At 63.1% G+C, this 22,430-nt stretch carries 14 protein-coding genes and 1 tRNA gene; 4 read left to right on the forward strand and 11 right to left on the reverse strand.

Going from position 1 to position 22,430, the window contains the following annotated elements; genetic code table 11:
• Positions 1-120: 120 nt before the first annotated feature.
• Positions 121-197, forward strand: a tRNA-Met gene (locus NKI32_RS27360).
• A gap of 319 nt (positions 198-516) precedes the next feature.
• Here the strand turns inward: NKI32_RS27360 and NKI32_RS27365 are convergent.
• Positions 517-1,311 (reverse strand): SapC family protein, encoded by a 795-nt coding sequence (locus NKI32_RS27365; RefSeq protein ID WP_352759245.1) that lies wholly within the window; start codon positions 1,309-1,311, stop codon positions 517-519.
• A gap of 235 nt (positions 1,312-1,546) precedes the next feature.
• On the opposite strand from NKI32_RS27365, the gene NKI32_RS27370 reads away from it, so the two are divergent.
• Complete coding sequence (locus tag NKI32_RS27370; protein ID WP_023672960.1) at positions 1,547-1,816, forward strand: DUF6916 family protein; 270 nt, start codon at positions 1,547-1,549, stop codon at positions 1,814-1,816.
• Between the two features lie 72 nt (positions 1,817-1,888).
• A complete protein-coding gene (locus NKI32_RS27375) occupies positions 1,889-2,467 on the forward strand; it encodes a 2OG-Fe(II) oxygenase (RefSeq protein ID WP_023672959.1) in 579 nt (192 codons plus the stop codon).
• Between the two features lie 15 nt (positions 2,468-2,482).
• Here NKI32_RS27375 and NKI32_RS27380 read toward each other — a convergent pair whose 3' ends face one another.
• The 5 genes from NKI32_RS27380 to NKI32_RS27400 form a co-directional block, all read right to left on the reverse strand.
• Complete coding sequence (locus tag NKI32_RS27380; RefSeq protein WP_023833000.1) at positions 2,483-3,010, reverse strand: GNAT family N-acetyltransferase; 528 nt, start codon at positions 3,008-3,010, stop codon at positions 2,483-2,485.
• A gap of 10 nt (positions 3,011-3,020) precedes the next feature.
• Entirely contained in the window at positions 3,021-3,548 is a 528-nt protein-coding gene (locus NKI32_RS27385) for a phage tail protein (protein WP_023686661.1), read from the reverse strand.
• Positions 3,549-3,557: 9 nt separating this feature from the next.
• Positions 3,558-4,079, reverse strand: a complete 522-nt coding sequence (locus NKI32_RS27390) for a phage tail protein (protein ID WP_023672956.1) — start codon at positions 4,077-4,079, stop codon at positions 3,558-3,560.
• 12 nt (positions 4,080-4,091) lie between these two features.
• Complete coding sequence (locus tag NKI32_RS27395; protein WP_023672955.1) at positions 4,092-4,598, reverse strand: phage tail protein; 507 nt, start codon at positions 4,596-4,598, stop codon at positions 4,092-4,094.
• Between the two features lie 119 nt (positions 4,599-4,717).
• Positions 4,718-17,590: a beta strand repeat-containing protein gene (locus NKI32_RS27400; RefSeq protein ID WP_353004519.1), complete on the reverse strand. Its 12,873-nt coding sequence runs from the start codon at positions 17,588-17,590 to the stop codon at positions 4,718-4,720.
• 355 nt (positions 17,591-17,945) lie between these two features.
• Here NKI32_RS27400 and NKI32_RS27405 point away from each other — a divergent pair, with 355 nt between their 5' ends.
• Positions 17,946-18,485, forward strand: a complete 540-nt coding sequence (locus NKI32_RS27405) for an invasion associated locus B family protein (protein ID WP_502898005.1) — start codon at positions 17,946-17,948, stop codon at positions 18,483-18,485.
• 55 nt (positions 18,486-18,540) lie between these two features.
• On the opposite strand, the gene NKI32_RS27410 is transcribed toward NKI32_RS27405, so the two are convergent.
• From NKI32_RS27410 to NKI32_RS27430, 5 genes are read right to left on the reverse strand one after another with little or no spacing between them, the layout of a single operon-like run.
• The gene (locus NKI32_RS27410; protein WP_352624970.1) at positions 18,541-20,049 is read right to left on the reverse strand and encodes an aldehyde dehydrogenase family protein; all 1,509 of its coding nucleotides are present in this window, start codon (positions 20,047-20,049) and stop codon (positions 18,541-18,543) included.
• Positions 20,050-20,069: 20 nt separating this feature from the next.
• Positions 20,070-20,414 (reverse strand): cupin domain-containing protein, encoded by a 345-nt coding sequence (locus NKI32_RS27415; protein ID WP_023737483.1) that lies wholly within the window; start codon positions 20,412-20,414, stop codon positions 20,070-20,072.
• Positions 20,415-20,437: 23 nt separating this feature from the next.
• Complete coding sequence (locus NKI32_RS27420) at positions 20,438-20,779, reverse strand: cupin domain-containing protein (protein WP_352459775.1); 342 nt, start codon at positions 20,777-20,779, stop codon at positions 20,438-20,440.
• A 21-nt stretch (positions 20,780-20,800) separates the two neighbouring features.
• Positions 20,801-21,151 carry a cupin domain-containing protein gene (locus NKI32_RS27425; protein ID WP_352624968.1) on the reverse strand — a complete coding sequence of 117 codons (351 nt, stop codon included), beginning with the start codon at positions 21,149-21,151 and terminating at the stop codon, positions 20,801-20,803.
• The gene (locus NKI32_RS27430; protein WP_352624966.1) at positions 21,148-22,422 is read right to left on the reverse strand and encodes a glycosyltransferase; all 1,275 of its coding nucleotides are present in this window, start codon (positions 22,420-22,422) and stop codon (positions 21,148-21,150) included. The genes NKI32_RS27425 and NKI32_RS27430 overlap by 4 nt, the downstream gene beginning before the upstream one ends.
• Positions 22,423-22,430 lie beyond the last annotated feature (8 nt).

Here is a 22,430-nt window from a genome sequence, read left to right on the forward strand (position 1 = left end):
GCAAGCAAGAGCTTGCCCTGGAGAGTCCGGAGCAAGCAAGAGCTTGCCCTGGAGAGTCCGGAGCAAGCAAGAGCTTGCCCTGGAGAGTCCGGAGCAAGCAAGAGCTTGCCCTGGAGGTGACGCGGGGTGGAGCAGCCCGGTAGCTCGTCAGGCTCATAACCTGAAGGTCACAGGTTCAAATCCTGTCCCCGCAACCAACAAAAAAAGCCCGCTTCACGCGGGCTTTTTGCGTTCGGACCGTGCTCGATGGCCGCGACCGGCTATTCAACGATCGAGGAGGGCAGCAAGGCTGGCGTGCTCGACTTTATTGACAGGTCCGCGAACCGGGGGGTGATGCCGCCTCGGCGCATTTCGGCGAGAGCTACACGTCGAGCATTGGGAGTTCGCCAGCCCGTCATGGCAAGCGATCTGCACGACAACAGCATGATTCGAGCGGCGGAGAGATCGTCGTACGAAGGCGCGAACCGTTGATTTAAACAACCCGCGCCTTGCCGAAGCTTTTCGTCGCGGGCCGCGTCAGCCAGCTCGCCGCAATGACGCCTGGAAGACCAGCGAGGTCCAGCTGTTGCTCGAGGCGAGATGGCAATAGAGCAGCGCAAGCGCGCCGGATTTCCTGAGATCGAGAAACGCCTCGTCGCTCAATTTGTTGAAGGCCGGCTCGTCGATCACCTGAAAGTCGGTGAGGTTGAGGGTCTCGCCGCCCTCCAGCGTCACCTTGCTCTGCCGCGGCGCGAACAGGCCGTGCGCGTCGATCTTGTCGATCATGGCGCGAGTCGCATTGAAGTCGGTCTGGAACTGGCTGCAGAAGGCGAGCGCCTGCTTCGAGGCCTCGGCCGGCTCGTTGCCGTCGAAGAAGGGCGCGATCTCGTCGCTGTCCTTGGACGAAGGCATCTGCTCGACGACGCGTTCGCTGGCACGGTCGATGCACAACGTCAGGCGGCCGGTCGTTTTCGATTCATCGGCGAGGATGAAGGGGTAACGGCGGACATAGGCGGGAATGTAATGCGGCTCCGCCCATTTGCCGTCGGCGCCTACGAACAGGTTCTGGTCCTGGCGCAGACCGGTGATGATGACAGGCGCCTTGGCGACGCCAATGAAAACGATCGGATAGGAGCGCATCGCCGCGGGCATTTCCGATGCGACGACGGGGATGGCGTGCGCGGTGCGGGCAAAGGAGAAATCGGCCCGCGCCGTAAGGCCGAGTGAGCCGTGCCGCAGCGGATTGAGCGCCTCGGGTTTTTTGTAGAACAGCGGCAGCGCGTTGGTCGCGGTGCTTCCGGCCGGGGCCGTGTCTGTTTTCGCGTCAGTCATCCCTAGTGTTCTCCTCTTATACCATTCCGGTTTAGGCCAGTGGCTGCCGGTGCGCAACGCGTTGACGGCTGCTTCACCCTACGTGGCCAAGATAAATCTATCTGTTTGTTTGATCGTGCTCTTTTGTACTTCTGGAGATGCTCTATAGACAGCACGCCATGAAGCGGCGAGATTGGCTGACGGGATAGACATCTCAAGAGAGCCGTCTGAAAGACAGACGAACCAGGGCAGGCGCATGGCATCGCTTTCGGATTTCGAGCAGGGGCAGAGCTTTTCCGTCGAAGCCGGCGGTCAGACGCTCACGATGGAACTGAGCGCGGTGCAGCCCATTGCCAACAGCCCGCGCGACGGCGGTGGCTTCACGCTGCTGTTCAGGGGGCCGCGCGACGCGGCGCTGCCGCAGGCTATCTATCGGTTCAACGGCAAAAGCGGCGCCCATGAGATCTTCATCGTGCCGATCGCTGCCGATGAGGCAGGGCGGCTTTACGAGGCGGTATTCAACTGATTTTTTTCGACCGGATCGGCCACGGGGACGCTCCGGCCATCAGGGCGATTTGGCAGCGCGGCGGCTCGACATATGATCGACTATATCGAGATTGCGGACGTATTTGACGGAGCGGCGTGTAGCGCACTGTGCGCGGAAATTCGGGCGGCTTTGGGCCGGCCGGCCGGCCTGCTGGGGCGTGCCGACCAGAAGATGGCATGGCCGGAGATCCGAAAGACCGTGCGCGCCGATGTTTCGCAGGCCACTGAAGAGCGAGTGAGTGCCCTGTTGGCGCAGCAGAAGGCGGCTCTGGAGCGGCATTTCGGGCTGCTGCTCGGCCAGGTCGAGAAACCTCAGTTCCTTCACTATCGGCAAGGCGATTTCTTTGTGCCGCACCAGGATGGCAACACGCCGCTCATTCACGACGAGTCGCGGTTCCGAAAGATCTCGGTGGTGATCTTTCTCAACCGTCAATCGGACAACCCTTCGCCAGAAAGCTATGCAGGCGGCTCGCTGGTCCTGCATGGGCCTTACAGCGGCCCGGACCTGCGCATTGCCATGCCGGCATTGCCGGGCTCTCTCGTCGCCTTTCGCTCGGAAACGACGCATGAAGTCACCCCGGTCACGTGCAACGAACGTTTCACCATCGTCTCCTGGTATCGCGGCACGTGACGACCGGCACGGCCCTTACGGCGAACGGATCATCAGGTCGTAGACGCCCTTGTCCTCGGCAACGGTGAAGCCGAGGCGCTTGTAGAGCCGCCGCGCTGGATTGTTCTTCTCGACATGGATCGAGACCGACTTGCCGACGGCGGCGGCCTCATCGATGAGATCGGCGAGCAACGCACCGCCAGACCCCTTGCCGCGATGCGCCGGCAGGAAGGCGATATCTATGATGCAATGCTCGCTCGCCGAGCGCTCGATATACAGGCGACCGATATCTTGCCTTGCCTGCTCGATCACCAGCCAGTCGGCGTTGGGATAGTATTTCTGGTAATGCGCGTGCTGCGCTTGAAACTGCATGTCGAGGAACGCCGTTTTCTGCGCGTCGCTCCACGGCGTGACGGCAAGTTCTTCGGCGCGGGTCGAGGCGTAGAGCGCGGACAGGAACGGCAGATCGGCGTCCGCCATCGGGCGGAACGTCAGATCAATCCGCGCCGCGCGCACCCAGCAAAATATAACAGGCCCGTTGTCCACAATCGGAAGCTGGATCATGGAGTGGCGCTTACGGACGCGCCGGATAAACGCCTTGCATGGCAATGATGAACGTCATCGCCAGATAGGGAGGCAGGTTGTTGTGAGGCAACGTACTGCCCGTTATGCTCAGTGCCTGGGGGTCCATCTGGACCAGATTTTGCGAAGTGTTGTTCTGATAAAGCGTTCCGCCCCCCGACTTCCCCAGAACAACCGCATCGGTAAGAGTTCCCTGGGCGCCACTCTCGGTGGATATCGCGACAAAATGATTATGTTGCGGCATTTCCGTTTGCAGAAGGGTGACGGACGTTTCGCCACCCGTCTCGCCGAGAAACCGCTCCGACAAGCCATTGCCCTGTCCTTGCCCCATGGGCGCGGAGCCAGCCATATTCGGCAATGCGAAGGTCGACTTGCCGTCGCCGCCGTAAACTGTGCCCAGCAGCGAAAACAGCGCCGTATTCTGCGAGATTGGCAGGAGCTGGCCATCGCAGGTCGCCCACCCCGTCGGGGCGAAATCTCCGGCAAAAATTCGAATTTCGGCGACGAACGGATTGGTCATGGCAAGTCTCTAGCTTTGCTGGGGGAAGATGCCAAATAGCGAGATGATGAAACTGACGGCGAGGAACGGCACCATATTGTCGTGAGGCTGGCTGCCGCCGGCCGGCGAAATGGCTCCGGCGGCCATGTTGCCATCAGGTGCGATACCCACATAGGGCGTCAGCAGGCTCGATGTCGCCAGGACACCGCCGGACGGACCCGGATTCTTGGCGATATTCGACGAACCGGTCCAGGTATGGGAATGGTTCGGCATTTGTTGGGTTGAAACAGTGACGGATTCGACCCCGCCCAGTTCTCCGATGATATAGGTCTGGCTGACCAGCGGGCCCTTGCCAGCATGGACGGGGATGCGGGATGCGAGGTTGGGCAGGGCGAATGTTTCCTCCCCGTCGCCGCCATAGGTCGTACCGATCAGATTGAACAAGGTTTCGTTCTCGGAGATCGGCATCAACTGGCCTTGGCAGAACGCCCAGCCATTCGGAGGGAAATTGCCACCGAACATCCTGATCTCGCCGACAAAAGGTTGGCTCATCGAAGCGTCCTCTTAATTTCGCGACGGGAATATGCCTTGCAGGGCAATGATGAAATTCAAGACGAGATAGGGCGATCTGTTCTCATGCGGCTGGCCGCCACCGACGAAAGTGATGTTTTCCTTCGCCATAGCCACCGCGCTGCCAGGCGGCTGATAGATCGGGCTGGCGTTCGCCCCCAACAGCGCGCCGGATGGATTGTTGACGTTGCCGGCAGTGTTCGATGCGTTGACGAAATGGTTGTGTGTCGGCATTTCGCCGAGCGTGAGCGTGTGAAACTCTTCGCCGCCCTGGCCGCCGACAATTGCACCGATAGGGCCGCCCGTATGAACCGGCGCACGTCCCCTCATATCCGGAAGGGCAAAATTTGTCTGGCCGTTGCCGCCGTACCTGGTGCCAAGAAGTGAGAACAATGGCTGGTTCTGGTTAAGCGGCAACAACTGGCCGTTACAAAATGCCCAGCCGCGCGGTGCATAGTTCCAGGAAATGATCTTGACTTCACCTAAATAAGGCTCACTCATCCCCGTCCCCCTCCGTTGGCCGCTTACTGTCTGAATTCTTGTATTATGCCTAAGTAAGATAACAAGTCGATATCAGATTCATAAAATATATTTCCTAGGACGAAATCCAAGGTTGCTGACTACGGTGTCGCGGCAGGCAGCAGTGGCAGCGGCTGGTTGAAGAACGTCCGGGTGTCCGTCAGTGCCGTTGCCCCGCCATTGACGGTTTCGATACCGGCCTCGCTCGCCTGCGGTACGTTGATCGTGCCGTCGGCGCCGCCGAGGCCGTCCGCGAGGAAGCGGATGGCATTGGCGTTGTTGACGTTGGTGATGGCGTTGGCATGAACGTCGGCATTGATGATAGCGCCGGCAAATGTGGCGGTGACCGTGATGCCGCGGCTGTCGGCATTGTCGCGAATGGTGTTGTTGGTGACCGTCGCGTGCACGGTGCCCGGCTGCACGAGCTGCGTGATCGAGACGCTGTCGCCACCGCTTATGCCGTTGACGCCGATGCTCTGGATAATGTTGTTGTCGATCAGCACCTTGGCGACGCCGAGGCTTTCATGCCCAACCCTGATGCCGTTGCCGGTTCGCGATCCCGAGGTTGCTACGCCTTGCGTACCGATGACGTTGTTGGCGATTGTGCCGTCAAGCGTCCGTGCGAGGTCGCCGCTGCTGAACACGTTGATGGCCGTCGAGTCGCTGTTGGTGACGGTGTTGTTCCGGACGGTGAAATTCAGATTGCCGCCCGTGCCGGCGCCGGAATTGCTGCTCTGGGTAAGGTTGATGCCGTTGTTCAGATTGTTGAATAGATTTCCCGTGGTCTCGCCGATGTGAGCGTTGACGGTGCCGTCATTGGCAATGACGAACAGACCGGTTCCAGGGATGACTCCCGGTCCGGGATAGGCGTTGTTGCCGGTGAAGGTTGCGCCGTCGACGGTCAGCGTCATCGTCGGCGCGCCGGCGACACCGGCGCCGTCCGCCTCGAAGATGAAGTCGCTGCCGGCATTGTTCGAGGCGCCGTTGTTCGAGAACGTGCCGCCGCTCACCACCAGGTTCGCCAACGTGCCGCCGGAATTGATGACCTGCACGTTATGGGTGAATGAGTTGGAGACCGTGAGGTTGGTGAACGTGGTGACGTGCGAGGCGTTGCCGGTAAGTTCGTTGAACAGGATTCCGGACTCGGTGTTGGCATCGGCATTGCTGTTCAGGGTCAGACCGTTGAGCACCACACCGTTGACGCGCAGGCCCTTTATGCCGTTGCCCGCATTGTCGCTGATAATCATGTTGCTCAGGCTGACATCCTGAGTGTCGGTCAGGCTGACGCCATCGCCGGTCGAGTTCTGGATCGTGCCGCCGCTGCCCCCCGTCGCGCCGGTGCCGGTCACCACCAGATTGCCGCTGGTGCCGGTGTTGTTGAGCACGATGCCGTTGGCTGCACCATTGGACGCAATGCTCCTGAACGTCACGTCGCCGGCGCCGATCGTCGTGTTGGCGACATTAAGGGCCGTGCCCGTGCCGGACACGATGGTGTTGCCGGTGCCCTGCACCGTCATCGTGCCGCCGGTGGTGGCTGCCGGACCGGGGCCGGTGGCGCTGAAACCGGCGCCGCTGGTCGTGGCGATGACCAGCCCGCCATTGGTGAAGTTGATCGTCGCGCCGGCATTGTCGCTCAGGCTGACGCCAGCCGCCGTGGTCGAGGTGATCGATTTCGACGCGCCGGAGAAGGTGATGATGCCGGCGACATTGTCGTCCAGCAGGATGCCGATCTGGCCCGCCGCATTATGCGTGATGTTGCCCGACAGGGTGATGTTGCCGGCGGTCAGGGCGCGATCCTGGATGTTGACCGCCTGGCCGGTGCTGCCGCTGGTGATCGCGCCGGCATAGGTGAAGGCCGCCGTGCCGCCGCTGTTGGCGGTGCCTAGGCCATCGCCGATACGGATCACGGCGCTTGTTCCGCCCACCAGCGCGCCGGTGCCGAGGTCGATCGCTCCCGAACCGGTGACGGTATCGAGGATGACGGCGCTGGTGCCGCCGGCGCCTTTGTTCGTGGAAGCGAAGGTCACGCCGCCCGCCGCGATGGCAACGCTGTCAAGGTTGACCGCGACGCCGCTGCCGGTCGAAATCGTGTTGCCCGAGCCGATAACGGTCACGGTGCCAGTACCGTTGCTCGTGGCGTTGAAGCCGGTGCCGGAGGTGGTGGTGATGGCTAGGCCGCCGCCGGTGAAGTTGACCGCGGTGTTGGTGTTCGCCGTCAGGTCGACGGCATTGTTGGCTCCGGTGGTCAGTATCTTGCTGGCGCCGGAGAAGTTGATCGTGCCGCCGGTGTTGGCGTTGACGAGGATCCCGTTGGCCACGCCGCCGGTGGCGCTGAGAGTGCCCGACAATGTCGTGGTGCCGGCGGTGCGGGTGGAGATGCTGACGACGTTTCCGGCCGTGGTCTTGGTGACCGAGCCGGCATAGCTGACATTGGCCGAGCCGCCGGTGACCAGGAAGGCCGCGCCGGTCGCGCCGCCGAGCGCACCGGAGCCGAGGCTGACAGTGCCGGCGCCGGTGACATTGGTCAGCGACACGTTGTTGGTGCCGCCGGTCGAATTGGTCGAGGTGAAATTGATGCCGGTGGTGGTGGCGATGCCGTTGAGGTTGACCGCCTGCGCGGAAGTGGAGCTCACCGTGCCGGTCGTCACATTGACCGTGCCGCCATTGATGGCGCTGAATCCGGTGGTGCCGTTGGTGACGATGTCGAGGTTTGCGAAGCTGACGGTCGAGGCCGTGGCGCCGTTGTTGATTGCGACTGCGGTGCCGGTCATCGGCGTCGTGGTGCCGAGATCGACCGTACCGGTGAAGCTCACCGTATTGGCCGCCGTCGCGCCGGAAATACTAATGCCGCTGGCAGCGCCATTGGCGATCATCGAGCCGGCGAAGGTGAAACTGCCGCCAGCGCGGGTCGAGATCGTGGCCGCCGCGCCCGACGTGCTGATGATGGAGCTGGCGCCGTCGAAGCTGATCACCGCGTTGCCGCCGGTCACCGAAAGGCCGCTGCCGCCCGATATATCGACATTGGTACCGGCAATCGTGCCGCCAGCGCCCGACGCGCCGCCGAAGGCGATGCCGGTGCCGGTCGCTGCGGTGGTGATGTTGACGTTGGTCAGCGTCGTCGTGCCGGCGGTGTTGTCGAGTTTGAAAGCAATGCCGGTGGCGCCGGTGCTGGTGACGTTGGTGATGGTGCTGTTGGACGCGTTCAGCCACACATCGCTGGCGTTGCCGGAGAAAGCAACGTTGTTGATCTTCGTGCTGTTCGACGGCGTGATCTCGATACCCTGCGTGGCAAAATTGCGGATAGTCATGTTGCTGATGACGGTATTCGCAGCACCCGCGCCATTGTCCTTGACGCCACGCGCGGCACCCGCCGGGCTGCCATCGAGGATGAAGCCGTCGATGATGTTGCCGCTGGCGCCGAGCGTAATGACATTGTTGCCGGCGCTCGTCGTCAGCGTCGCGGCGCCATTGGGCGTCTGGTCGATGATCGAGATGCTGTTGCTGGCCAGCTGGATGGTGGAGGGCACCGTCAGCGCCAGGTTGATGTTGCCGTTGCCGAAGCCGCGCACCTGCTCGCCGATGGCGAGCGCCAGCGTATCGTTGCCATTGCTGCCTGCCGCGGTGATGACGCCGCCATCGTTGACGAGGACGAGAATGTCCGTCGACACTGCTGCCGCTTCGGCGGTGGTCAGCGTCGCCAGATTGTTCTGGTCGCGGCCGCTGCCGTCGCCGGTCGCGGAAGCGCCGACGAAATAGACCTTGCCGACACCGAAGCCCAAGCCCGGGGTCGACTGGAAGTTCACGTCCTGGAAGTTGTAGGTGCCGGCAACCGGCGCACTGGAGGCGTCGATGCCTACATTGGCGCCGATGGTCGAGAGCTGGTCGGTCGCCGATTCGCCGTCGCCATAGGTGAAAGCGAGGTTGGTGGCGCTGTTGAGGAACACGCCGGTGTTAACCCCGGCTATGCTCGAACTGGCGCCGCCGACCACGGCATCACCGAGGCGCACCGTCTGGCCGCCGATGGCGCCGCGCAGGTCGACGGCGATCGAGGTGCCGGCGGCGGCGGCATTGGTGACATCGAAGTCATTGGCCGTCACCGCCGCATTGATGGTGGCACCGTTGAGGTCGAAGGCCACGCCCGTGGTGCTGTTCAGGCCGATGTCGAGATCGTTGAAGGACAGCGCCGCGCCAAGCGTGCCGGAAACATCGACACCACGCGTGGTCATGCCTTGCAGGTTGACCGTGCCGAGAATGATGGCCCCGCCGCCCGACGAGGCGATATTGGTCAGCGAGATGCCGGTTGCGGCGGCAGTGGCCGAAACACTGTCGAAATTCATGCCCGCAGCGCCAATCGTAACGCCATTGAGGTTCAACGCGGTGCCGCCGGCCGTCGTGGTGATGCTGTTGTCGCTGAGGAGCGCGCCGACGCTGACCGTGCCACCGCCGCTGGCGTTGAAGCCCGTGCCGGAGGTGGTGGTAATCACCAGGCCACCCGTATCGAAGTTGATCGTCGCGCCGGTGTTGGTCGTCAAGTCGACCGCCGTATTGGCGCCAGTGGTCAGCGTCTTCGTGCCACCGCTGAGAGTGATGGTCCCGCCGGAGTTGCCGTGGACATAGATACCATTGTCGAAACCGCCGGTGGCGCTGAGCGCGCCGGACAGTGTGACCGAACCGCCGATGACGCCGGAGATGTCGACGATCTTGCCGGCGGTGGTCTTGGTGACGGAGCCGCCATAGCTGACGGTCGCAGCGCCGCCATTGACCAGGAATGCGACGCCCGAAGCGCCGCTCAATGCGCCGGATCCGAGGCTGACTGTTCCGGTGACATTGGCCAGGCCAACATTGTTGGTGCCGCCGCCCGACGAGGTCGAGTCAAGCGCAATGGTGGCGGCGACGTTGGTGAGGCTGATCGACTGACCGCTGGTCGAATTTACCGTCTGGGCTGCAGCGGAAGCGGTGATGCCCATAACGCCACCGGTCCCGACAATGCCGGTGCCGCTGGTGGTATCGATGGTCAGGCCGTTGAGGAAGTTCACCGTGCCGGCGCTTTGCGAGAAGCCGACGCCGCTGCTCGTGTCGATGTTGGCGAGGCCGGCGATGTTGAGGTTGCCGCTGACCCAGTTGATGCCGCCGCCGGTCGTCGCGACGTTGTTCACCGTCACCGTGTTGAAGTTGAAAGTGCCGGGATTGGTGTTGATCGCACTGATACCGAAGCCTGTGGTGCCGGTGATGGTGGTGGCGCCGCTGACCGTGACGGTGGCGTCAACGCCATTGAGGGCGATGCCGTTGACGCCACCGTAGGCGGTGATGCTGTCGAACTGGATATCGCCGGATACACCGGACAGCGTCAGGCCATAACCGCCGACGCCATTGCTGCTTGTGCCGGCGACGAAGGCGCCGCCGTCGACCTGGTCGATGCCGACGGTCGCTGGAACGGCATCGAAGGTGACACCGCTCACCTCAAAGCCGCCGGTTTCGCCATTGTTGCCCAGAAGCGTGATGTCGGAGAAGGCGCTGACCTTCATCAGCCCGGCGCCGACCGTGCCGTCAACCTTGGCAATGTCGCCGCCGGTTGCCGACAGGATCAGGTTCGACAGTGCGATCTGGCTGGCAGCGGCGCCGTCGGTAAGCGACAGGGCGCCACCGGTGCCGCCGGCGATCGTGGCGCGGCGCAGGATAAGATCGGTGATGTTGGTGCCGGAGATGCCAAGGCCCGCACCGGTGTTCTGCACGATGACGTTTTCGATGCCGGCCTTGCCGGAGAAATCGATAGTGTTGCCGCTCGCGGTCGTCAGCGTCGCCAGCACGCTGTCGACATTGGACCCTGCCGTGATGACGGTCGAGGCATTGATGCCGCTGAAGCTGAAATTGCCGCCGAGGCCGCCGCCGACGGCGCCCAGCGGCGCGGTATCGATGGAATCGCCGGCCTTGAGGCCGATCAGGATCTGGCCGTCGGCAAGGTTGAGCGTGTTGTTGCCGCCGCCATTCTGCTGAGCCTGCATCATGTCGATGAGGTTGCTGGTGCCGTTCTGCGACGTGTCGACAAGGATGACAACCGAGGCGCCCGACGCTTCCGCGCCGGCAATCGAGCCCGGATTGGCGGCGGTGCCGTCGCCGTCGCCGTCCTGGTCGACATAATAGGTGGTCGGTCCCTGGGCCTCGGAGAGGTCGCCGATGAAACCGCCATTGGCGCCGTCGACATCCTGGAAATTATAGGTGCCGCCGACCGGGAAAACGCCGGTGGAATTGAGGATGTCGATTGCCTTGACCGTCGACAGCTTGTCGACCGCGCTTTCGCCGTCGCCATAGATCAAGTTGATCGCCGTCGTCGGGGTGAACTGGAAGCCGATGCCGGGTCCGGCGCCGGCGCCGCCGATGGTGGAGGATGCGCCGGCCGTGTTCGGATCGCCGAGCTGGATGGTGCCGGTGCCGGTGGTGTTGGACAGGTTGACGGCGGTGGTGCCGGTCGAGGAAGCACTGGTGAGCGTGAAACCGCCAGTCGTGAAGATGCTGTTGACGACTGCATCGGCGAAGGTGATGCCGGTCGAATTGTCGCCGGGCATGGCGATGGTCAGGCTGGCGAAGTTTACCGTCGAGCCGAGCGTGCCGGAAATGTCGACGCCGGTCGAGGTGATGCCTTGCAGGTTCACCGTGCCGAGATTGAGCGTGCCGCCGCTGACATTGTTGAGCGAAACGCCGGTCGCCGCTCCATTGACCGAGATGGAGCTGAAATTTATGCCGCCGGCGCCGACCGTCGCGTTGTCGAGGTTGAGCGCGGTGCCTGTCGTCGTGGTTATCGAGTTGCCCGTGCCGCTGACGCTGACCGTGCCGGCGCCGAAAGTGCTGGCGGTGAAGCCGGCGCCGCTCGAGGTGGTGATGACCAGGCCGCCATTGGTGAAGTTGAGCGTGCCCATGCCCTGGGTCGGGCTGATGCTGGGCAACTTGACGATCGCGTCGTTGGTGCCGCTGCTGGTGTTGAAGATCTTCGACGCACCGGAGAAGGTGGCCGTCCCGTTAGACGATCCGTCAAACCGCACGCCGATGCCCGTGCCGGTATGATCGATCGTGCTTGAAATATTGTAGACGCCGTTGGCGTTGCCGGTGAAGACGAAGGCCGCCGTACCAATGCCAGTTGCTGCCGTAGTCGAAACGACCGAACCGCTCATGTTGAGCTCGCTCCAGTCGGCCACGGCCTGAACGACCATGCCGGTGTCGACCTTGATCGAGCCGTTGTAGTTCAGCGTGGCGTGAATGAGGTCGTTACCGCCGCTGACGGCGATAGCCGCACCGGTGGTGCTTGTCGTCGCGCCGATGCTGGCGACGCCGCCATTGCCGCCAACGTTGATGATTCCTGCCTGCAGGCCGTTCGTGACAATGCCGGCTTCCCCACCGTCGATGGTCAGGGTGGAGCCGGCGACGTTGGCGATGTTTATGGTGCCCACTTGCGGGCCGCCGATATCAAACCCTCGGTAGCTGACGTCGAGATCGGTCGTGCCGGTGAAATTCACCGCACCGGTGCCGAGCAGGGCGTTCAGCGAGGCGCCCATGTAGCCGGTATCTTTCAGGCCGCCAATGTTGACGTCGCCCGCCAGATTGGACCCTGTCAGCAAGACGCCGGCAGCGTCCGATGTCGATACGGCCGAGACGCTGTCGAAGGTGACGCCGGCGACGCCGACGTCGGCGAAGACAATGAACAGACCATTGCCGCCGGAGGCGATCTTGTTGCCGGTGCCGGACACGCTGACGGTGCCGCCGAAGGCGGCGCCGAAGCCTTCTCTGGTCGTTGTCGTTATATCCAGGCCGCCATTGGTGAAGTTGATCGTGCCGTCCGTATTGTCATACGGGACGATGGCGGAGAGGGGGCCTGTGTAGCCGATCTGTACAGCTGTCGTCGCGCCAGAGCTTATCTTCTTGCTGCTTCCCGAGAAGGTGACGGTCGCCGCCGTGCCGTTGGCGATGCCACCGATGAAGATCTGGCCGCCATCGGCTGCGTTGCCGTCGGTCAGATTGCCCGACACCGTCACCGAGCCGCCGGTCAGTTCCTGGATCGAGACGGCGGCACCGGTGCCGTTGCTGGCGATGGTGCCGGCATAGGAGATGATTGCATTGCCGCCGCTCTGATCGGCCGCCGAGCCGACATTGAAGGCTGTACCCGAACCGGTGTTGGTCAGCGTGCCGGTGCCGAGCGCGACCGTACCGGTCAGATGCTGCAGGTCGACACCGCTGCCGGAATTGAAGCTGGCGCTTGTCGAGGCGAAATTGATGTTGGCCGCAATGCCGTCGAGCGCCACCGCTCCCGCATTGGTGGCATTGATCGTTCCGGTCGTGACGTTGACCGAGCCGCCTCCGGTTGCAGTGAACGCCGTTGCGGCGTCCGTGGTGATGTCGACATCGGCGAAGGTGATTGTGGCGCCGGTGTTGTTGGTCAGCGATACGCCGCTGCCGCCGATCGTCGCCTTGTCCGTGAAGTTGACCAAGCCGCCGGTGCGGTTGGCGATTGCGATGCCGCCACCGGTCAGCGTGCCGGGCGTCGCGCTGTTGGGCAAGTTGCCGCGAGTGACCGTAATGTTGCCGTTGCCGCCGTCGACATCGAGCAGCGTGCCGGGAACGTTGATATTGTTGTTGATAATCGACAGGTTGCCGGTGAGGCCGTCGACGTTGAACGCCGTCTGGCCGGCAGCGACATTGCTGACGGTGACGCCTTCGATAACGATGCCGCCGGAATTGTTGAAGCCACCCACGCTCTGGTCGATGACGAACACCGAGCCGCTGCCGCCGCTATAGTCGAAGGCGGTGTTGCGCACCTGATTGCTGCCGAGCAGATGAAGGGTGTCGCCCGTGCTCTTGACCACGCCCTCATCGCCGGTGACATTGCCGCCGGTGGCGCCGAGATTGCCCTGCACATTGACCGGCTGGAACGTACCGGAGGTGAGGATGGAATTGCCGTTGCCGAAACCGGTGATCGACTGGCCCGAATCGAGCGTGAACGGCGTCGCGCTGAGGTCGACGATGCCGACAAAGGCGAAGGTCTGCGTGCCAACCATGGCATCGGCCTGGGCGGCCGTCACGGTGGTGACATCGGCGCTCAGCCCGTTCGTGCCCGCGTGAATAGTGCCGCCTGTCTGCGAGATCATGACGACCCCGCCGACAGTTACCGCCAGTTGGGCATCGCCGGTGAAGACGACATCGTCGAAGTCGTAGTTGCCGAGCGCCGGATCCAGCCCGATCGTATTGACAGTGTAGCCGCCGGTTGCGGCGGTGATGAAGGATTCCAGCCCATCGGCGGAATTGCCGTCGCCGAAGGTGAAGTTGGCGTTGGCCGACGTGGCCGTGGTGCCGCCTGACGACAATTCGACACCGACGCCGACATTGTCGATCTTGGAGCCCTGCAGGAAGGTGATCGTCTTGTTGCCGGTCGTCGACGACAGGTCGATGCCGCGCGAGGTCAGGTCGCCGGTGCCGGTAATGCTGGTCAGCCCGAAATCGGCTGTCGTTGACGAGCCGCTGAAGTCAATGCCCGTCTGGTTCAGCCCTTCGCCGAGCAACACCGTCGTCGTACCGAAACTGACGTCGTTGTTTGTGCCGCTGAAGTTGATGCCCGCGCTGCCATCGGCAGAACCGATGACAACGATGGTGGGGCCAGAGAATGTGACTGACCCGGTATTCCCCCCAATATCGATCCCGTTGAGGCCCGGCGGACCGATTTCCGCATAGCCGAAGCTGACGGCGCCGGTGTTGCCGTTGAGCGCGATGCCATTGCCAAGCACCTGGCTGATGAGCACGTCGCCGCTGAAGCCGACCGTTGCCGTGCTGCCGCTGATCGAGATGCCGTCGCCGGTGGTGCTGCCGATCGTCGTCGGGCCGGTAACGCTGACGCTGCCGCTGACGCCCGAAAGGCTGACGCCGGTTGTGCCGCCGACGTGGCCGATGTTGGAGAGCGTGACACCGAGCCCGATATTCGACGCTGTAAAGGCGGATGTGGTGTTGTTGTTGACGGTACCGCCGTCGATCGAAAGCGAGCCGGTGCCAGTTGACGTGGCCTGGACGCCGCTGCCGCCATTGCTGGTCGCGTTGAGCGTCTGGAAGCTGGTGATGGCATTGCTGTTGATCAGCAAGCCGTCGCCGGCATTATCCGACACCGTCGTCGTGCCGGTGAAATTGTAGGTGCCGTCGCCCTGGATCGACAGCCCAGCGCCGCCATTACCGGTCGAGCTCAGATTGCTGCCGGAAACGTCGTTGGCGCCATCGAACAGCACGCCATTGAGGGCGGCCCCCGACACGGTCATGCCGGTCAGCACGACGCCGGTAACGCCGCTGCCATGGATGCCGTTGGCGGTACCGCCGGAGATGTTGAAGTCCTGGAGCGAGGTATTGTTGGCCAGCGTGACGACGTCGCCGCTGCCCGAAGCGGTCAGCGTTGCGGCGCCGGCCGCATCCGAGATGGTGCTGCCGTGATCGACGTTGTCGCCGGTCACATTGATCGGCAGGCCGCCGACCGAGAAGGTGCGGCCGTTGCCGAAAGAGGCCAGGGTCTGCCCCGCTTCGAGCGTAAAGCCGTCGGTGTCGTCGATGACACCGCGATTGACCAGCACGAAAATCGCGGTGCCGTCGGTATTGTTGTCGGCGTCGGTGATCGAAGCCAGGTCCGAAAGCGAGGTACCGTCGCCTGTGCCGCCTGCGGCGACAAACATCAGCTGCGTCTGGTCGAACAGTTGCGGCCCGTTGAACGTCGCCGTGCCGAATGCGTATTGGCCCGAACCGGAATTGAGGCCGCGTGCGTCGAGCGAGGCGAGGTTGCCGCCGATCGAGCCGCCACCGAAGGTGAATTGGGCGTTGGCGGTGTCGGCCGGCGAGCCGGCAATGCCGAGCCGCACGCCGGTGCCGACATTGGCGATGATGCCGCCATTGGTAATGATGATCGTGCCGCCGTTGGTCTGGACAAGGTCGATGCCGATGGACGTCGTGCCGCCGGTGCCGTTTATGTTCAGCGACTGCGCCGTGAAATTGGTCTGGCTGCCGGAGAAATCGAGGCCGACGCCGGAGCCGAGGCCAGCAATGACGATGTTGCCGGCAATTATTGATGTGTTGGCGCCCGCAAACACCATGCCGTCGGTGCCGGGATTGGTGATGTTGATGTCGCCGAAGCGGATCGCGGCCGGCGAATCCGTGATCGCGATGGCCGGTCCGGTCGTGTTCGAGATCGTCGTCGCGCCGTTGACGGTGAGGCTGCCCGAAAGATTCTCGAGCACGACGCCCGATGTGCCGCCGGTCTGGGTGATCGAATCCAGCACGATATGGGCGGTGATCGGATCGATGAAGACACCGACGCCGTCGTCGCCGAGCGCCTTGTTGCCCGACACCTGGCCGCCGGTGATGGTGATCGAGCCGGCGACCCCGGTGCCCTTAACGGTAATGCCGGCATCGTTGTTGTCGAGCGCGTTGAGGGTGGCGAAAGTGTAGGTGCCGTGGCCGGTTATATCCAGGCCGTCGTCGCCATTGCCCTGCAGCAGCGTCGTGCCGGTGAAGTTATAGGTGCCGTCGCCTTCGATATGCAGTCCGTCGAGACCGTTGCCGGTCGCGGTGAAGTTCGAACCATTGACGCCGGTCGAGGTGCCGGTGAAGTCGGCGCCGTGGCCGCCGGTGCCGGTGACCGTGACGTTGGTCAGCGTGGCGCCGGCGATGTTGTTGCCGAAGATGCCGTCCTTGCCGCCGGTGATGGTGATACCGCTCAGCGTGTTGCCATTGGCGAGCGTCAGGACGTTGTTGGCAGGGTTGGTGCCCTGGATGGTGCCGTTGGAGCCGCCGAAATTGTAGGTGCCGATCCTGCCGTCGGCGAGCCGCGCCTGGACACCGCCGCCACCGCCGATAACGGTCTGTCCGTTGGCGAGCGTCACGCCGGCTGTCGTAATGTTGCCCTTGCCGCCCAGCGCGACGACGACGCCGTTAGCGCCGGCGCCGGCGACTGCATTGTCGAGCGTGGTCGGGTCGCCGATCGTGCCGAGGCCGAGCGCGTCGTTGTCACCATCGGCAAAGAAGAACTGGCCGAATGCCGTGTTGGTGGCGGCATTGATCGCCACCCGCGTCGACGTGCCGGTAACTTTGTCCTGGCTCTCGATGCGAACGCCGATGTCGCCGCGTACGCGCTCGTTGACGCGTTTGCGCAGGCCGGGGCTGACCGGATAGACCGGCTCGGCGCCGTCATCGGCCGAAGACCAGCCCTTGTCGAAAGCGTTGAGCGGCACCGTCAGCCGGATGCTGCCGGCGAACTGGGTGTCATCGCGGTTGTCGTTGCGCACCTCGCCGGTGAAGGTCAGCGACGTGCCTTTGCCGATGACGTCGCCGATCGAATATTCCAGGCCGGCCTTGGCGCCGGTGATGCTGCCGTCGTCGCCGTCGGGATCGCCGAAATGGTAGGCGCCGACATCGAAACGCAGTGAATGGTTCTCGGGCAGGTTGAGCGGCACCTGAACGCCGACCTCGCCCTCGATGCCCCAGGCCGCGTAATCGCGGTGGGCGATGGCCGATATCTGCTCGATCAGCTGATGACCGACCAGCGACAGGCTCGACTCTTGCCCGGCCGTGCTGCGGTCGCCGCTGATCGGCAGATAGACGTTTACGTGCGCATCGTATTTTGAGGTGATGGCCTCGAGGCCGAGCGTCGAGGCGACGAACTGGTGACTGTCGTGGTTCTGGATGTTGAGATAGGCGTAGCCGCCGATCATCAGATCCGGATTCACGATGCGGCGAACGCCGAGGCCGACGTCCTGGCCGAAGCCGTCGTCGAAATCGTATTTCGAGCGCACATCGAGAAAGAGAACGGATTCGAGGTTCTGCTTCAGCGGCAGGAAACCCTCGATCGCCGTGTTGCCGCCATTGTTGTTGGCGCCGATGATGGCGCGGACCTGCGGCTGCCACAGTCCGGTGTCGCCGGCATGGGCGGCTATGCCGGAAAGGGCAAGTGCCAGAGTGGACAACGCAGTCGTCTTCCAGAGATGCCTGGAAAAACCTGACCGGCGATACTTGCTATTCGCCCGGAACCTTCTTCCGTGCGTCGCCATGTCATTGATCTGCCGAGTTTTCTCGGTCGTCTCCATCCCTTGCGAACCTCAACGAGTACACGCTCCGTCGATAATATTATCCGAATCCTAGTGTATAGCGAGCATGATTGTTTGCTTTACACATACAAGATTTCAAAGTTGTTTATTGTGGTAATCCAGCAACAGTAATTTAGCCGGCGCTGATGTACCGTATTGGCTTCCCCGCCAGGGCTCGGCTGTTGTATCAACGCGCTCGGCGAAACCCTGACACGACGAGGATCGGGTGGCTTCATTGCTGAGAATCGTTTGTGGGCGGGCCGCCTGGGTCGGCGCGCTATGGCTGGTCGTGTCGGCAGGGTCGGTGCTTGCCGAAGAGCCGAAGCCAACCAAATCTGCCGAGACAAAGCCTGCAGAAGGCAATCCGTGGGCGCTAAACTGCGCCAGCGGATCGGCCGGCACCGAGCTTCAATGCCAGGTCTCCCAAAACCTTACCGAGGCCAAGACGGGGCAGCGCGTTCTTACCGTTACGGTTCGCCGTGACAATGGCAATGGCAACCTCGCGATGCTGCTAGCCTTGCCGCACGGGCTGTTCCTGCCTTCCGGCGCCTCGTACCAGATCGACCAGGGGCAGAAGACGACCATTGCCATCCAGACCAGCGACCAGAACGGCGCCTATGCCGCGACCCCTTTGTCGGCGGACCTCGTCAAGGCGATGAAATCGGGAACCAACCTGAACATCGGCATGGAGTCGGTGACGCGCAAGCCGGTGACCATTCCGGTCTCGCTTGCCGGATTCACTGCCGCGATCGACAAGCTTCAAGCGTTGAAATAGCCGGCCTATCTCGGCAGATGCGTAAGCATCAGCTTACGTTTTGGACTGGCCGGGCTCACACGTGCTTGCGGCCGCCTGTCTCGCGGAACCAGCTGTCGGGGTAGGGGTACCACCAGTCCTGGATCGCCGGTCTGTGGTCGATGATGACCATCTTGGAGCGTCGGAAGGCGTCGAGTCCCTGGCGTCCCAGCTCGCGGCCAAGGCCTGATGCCTTCCAGCCGCCGAAGGGCAGGGCGTCATTGTCGATCAGCGGGTTGTTGACCCAGACCATGCCGACCTCGAGCCGCTCGGCCGCCTCATGCGCCTCGGCGAGGTCGGTGGTAAAGACCGAGGCGCCGAGCCCGAACGGGCTGTCATTGGCAAGCCGGATCGCTTCGTCGAAATCCTTTACGCGGCAGATCGCTGCGACCGGCCCGAAACACTCTTCGCGCACGATCGCCATATCGGGTGTAACCCCGGTCAGGATCGTTGGCTCGTAGAACCAGCCATTGTTGTGCGCCGGCGGAATGCGCCCGCCGGCAACGGCTATAGCGCCGTTGCTGATAGCATCATCGACCAGCCGCATCACTTTCGCCCGGGCGGCTTCGCTGACCAGCGGGCCGATCTCGGTCTTGTCCATGCCATTGCCGATGCGCAGCGCCCGCGTCTTCTCGGCGAACAGCTCGACGAAGCGATCGTGAACCGAGTCGACGACAAAGAAGCGTTCGGCCGAGGTGCAGACCTGGCCGGTCAGGTGGAAGGCGGCGGTGACGCTGCCGGCTGCCGCCACGTCGAGCGGCGCGTGCTCGCTGATGATCAGCGGATCGCTGCCGCCGGCTTCGATGACGCAAGGCTTCATGCGCTCGGCGCAGGCGACTGCCACGGCTTTGCCGGCGGCGACCGAGCCGGTGAAGGCGACAGCGTGGGTGCGCTCGGAGGCGATCAGCGCCTGCGCGGTGGCGGCCGTGCCAGGCAGGCAGGCGACCAGCCCTTCCGGCAGTGAACGGAACACCGTCATGTAGTCCAGCGTCGACAGCGTCGTCGCTTCGGCCGGCTTGATGACGCAGCCATTGCCGGCGGCAAGCGAGGCCGCAACGGTCCAGCACATCAGCAGGATCGGGAAGTTGTAAGGCATGATGTGCACGGAGACGCCATACGGCTCGTAGCGCGCATACTGGAACGACCCGGCCTGCGTCGTACCGGCGATCTTGCCGGCGTCGTCGCGCGCCATCTCGGCATAGTAGCGGAAGATCGGCGCGCAATTGGCGATCTCGCCGATTGCTTCGGGATAAGGCTTGCCCATCTCGCGCACCATCAGCTCTGCGCAGCGGGTGAAGTCCGCCGCCTCGATGGCGTTGGCGACCGCATGCAGATGCTTTGCCCGGCTCTTGGCATCGAGCTTCTTCCAGGCGGCTTGTGCCGTGGTTGCGGCGGTGAGCACGGCGTCGATCTCGCCGTCGCTGGCCGCGGCGATCGCGCCGACCGTGTCCAGCGTCGCCGGATCGATCACCGGTTTTGCCGTGCCGGTCATCGGCAGGTAGTCCGGATTGACGAAGAAAGCCGGCCGTTCAGCGGAGAATTGCATCGTCGTCCTTTCAGGTCCGCTCAGCGGATCATGTAGACCTTCTTGATGGTCTCATGGACGGTGCAGACGCCTTTCCAATTCTGAGGAAAGAACGCCGCCGTGTCCGGCTCGATCTGGATGACCTCGCCCGATTCGTGCACATAGGTGCAGCGGCCCTCGAGGAAGTGGCAGAACTCGTCGCGGGTGACATGGCAGTGCCATTTGCCGGGAGTGCAGACCCACAGGCCGCATTCCGAACGGCCCTCCGGCCCCTTGTAGAGCAGCTTGCCCGAGGTGTGGGACTCGCCCTCGATCATGGTCGGGATGACGCCCCAGTCGACGAGGTCGGTGATGGCAAGCGGGGATTGCATGATGGGCGTGGTCATGGCGATTTCCTTGAAAAAAGTGCTCAGCGGCACATGAAGGCCTTGGTCAGTGTTTGCGTGATGGTGGAGGTGCCGGCCCAGCCGGCGGGGAAGAACACCAGCATGCCGGCCTCGACCGGGATCTCTTCGCCATTCTCGCGGACATAGGTCCCGCGGCCCGACAGGAAATGGCAGAACTCGTCGGCGGCAAAGGTGACCTTGCGGCTACCCGGCGTGCACGACCACAGGCCGCATTCGCTCGATCCGTCCAGGTTCTGTGACAGGATCCTGCCCGAGGCACGCGGTGCACCGGCAAGCGTGTTGCTGCCGGCGCCCCAGCCCTCCAGTTTCACGGTCGAGGCCTTTGGCCAGGGCGGTGTCGGCATATTGCGAAGCTCCGTTGCTGTTCAAGCCAGCATGTAGACGTTGCGCATGGCCTCATGCACGGTGCACTCGCCTGTCCAGCCGGCAGGGAACATGACCACGGTCCCGGCTGCGACTTCTATCACCTCACCGACATCCGACCGGTACGTCGCGCGGCCGGTGACGAAATGGCACAATTCGTCGCGCGGAATCGAGAGCCGCCAGCGGCCGGGCGTGCACACCCAGATGCCGGATTCCGGCTGGTTGTTGGGTCCTTTGTGGACAAGCCTGCCGGTCGAGTGCGACGCGCCGTCCAGCGCGTCGGACTGGGCGCCCCAGTCGACGAGGTCGGTGCGGGTGGAGGCTTGGTAAAGGTGCGGAGCGGAGGAGGTCACAGCAACTTCTCCAGCAACCCTGCGGCCTTTTCCGGCCCGTTCTGTGCCCGCATCTGCGACGAGGTCTTCGCCAGCTTGGCCTTCATCTTCGGGTCGGTCAGGCAAGCCTCGATCCTGCTGACCAGCTGGGCGTCGCTCCAGTCGTAGCGCGGCATGCTGAAGCCGTGGCCGGTTTCCTGGACGCGGGTGGCGTTGTCGTGACCGTCCCAGACATAGGGCATGATGATGGCCGGCTTGCCGAAATAGAGGCACTCGGTGAACGAGTTGTTGCCGCCATGGTGGATTACGGCATCGACCTGCGGGATGACTGAAGGCTGCGGGAACCAGCTCTCGACGATGACGTTGTCCGGCACATCCGTGTACATTTCCTTGTAGCCGCCGACATTGACCAGCGCGCGGTAACGGGTCTTGCCCAGTGTTGTGATGATGCGCTTCAACAAATCGACATCGCCGGCGCCGAGGCTGCCGAAGGAGACATAGAGCAGCGGCCCGTCATTGTTCTCGGCGAAGGTCGGCACGGTATAGGGCTTTTCCTGCCGCACGCAGCCTTCCAGATACTGGAACTTTGCCGGGTCGAGCGGATGGCGGCGCTTGAACTTTGCCGCTTCGGGATAGAGCAGCAGATTGAGATAGGGCGAGGCCTCGAAGAACTGGCCGACCGGGTAGGGCGCTTCATTGTTTGCGGTGAGGAAGGCGTTGAAGTCGTCGTGGATCGGCTTGATCACCGCGTTGAAATGATCGCGGTAGCGCTGGTGGCCGACATGGTCGTTCTCGCCGCAGCCCGAGAGATGCGGCGGGATGTCCTCATCCTCGATCTCGTTTTCCGAGCAGGAGATGACGCGCACCCAAGGCTTGCCGAACTGTTTGATGGCCGGAAACAGGATGACATTGTCGACGCAAATGACATCAGGCTTGATGGCGGCCAGGACTCGCGGCAAATCCTTCTGCGCCCATTTGGCGCTGTCGACAATCGCGGTCCAGCAATCCTTCACGTAATTGTCGACCTGATCGTAGGGCGATTTGCGGAAGTTCGGGATGTGGCCGTTGATGAAGTCTTCCCAGAATTTCGCCATCTGCTCGGGCGGCATCGGCTCCGACAGGTTCACCGGATGCGCTTCGAAGCCGTAACCCTTGTAGACATCGACAAAGCCGGGGTCGGACAGGAACACTGCCTTATGGCCGCGCGCCTCGACGGCTTGCGCGATGCCGACCGAATTGAGCGCCGGGCCGTAGGCCGCTTCGGGAAAAAACGCGATCGTCTTCTGCGCCATCAAGCTCT

The sequence above is a fragment of the Mesorhizobium sp. M0761 genome (genome assembly GCF_040320205.1).
GTDB lineage: Bacteria > Pseudomonadota > Alphaproteobacteria > Rhizobiales > Rhizobiaceae > Mesorhizobium.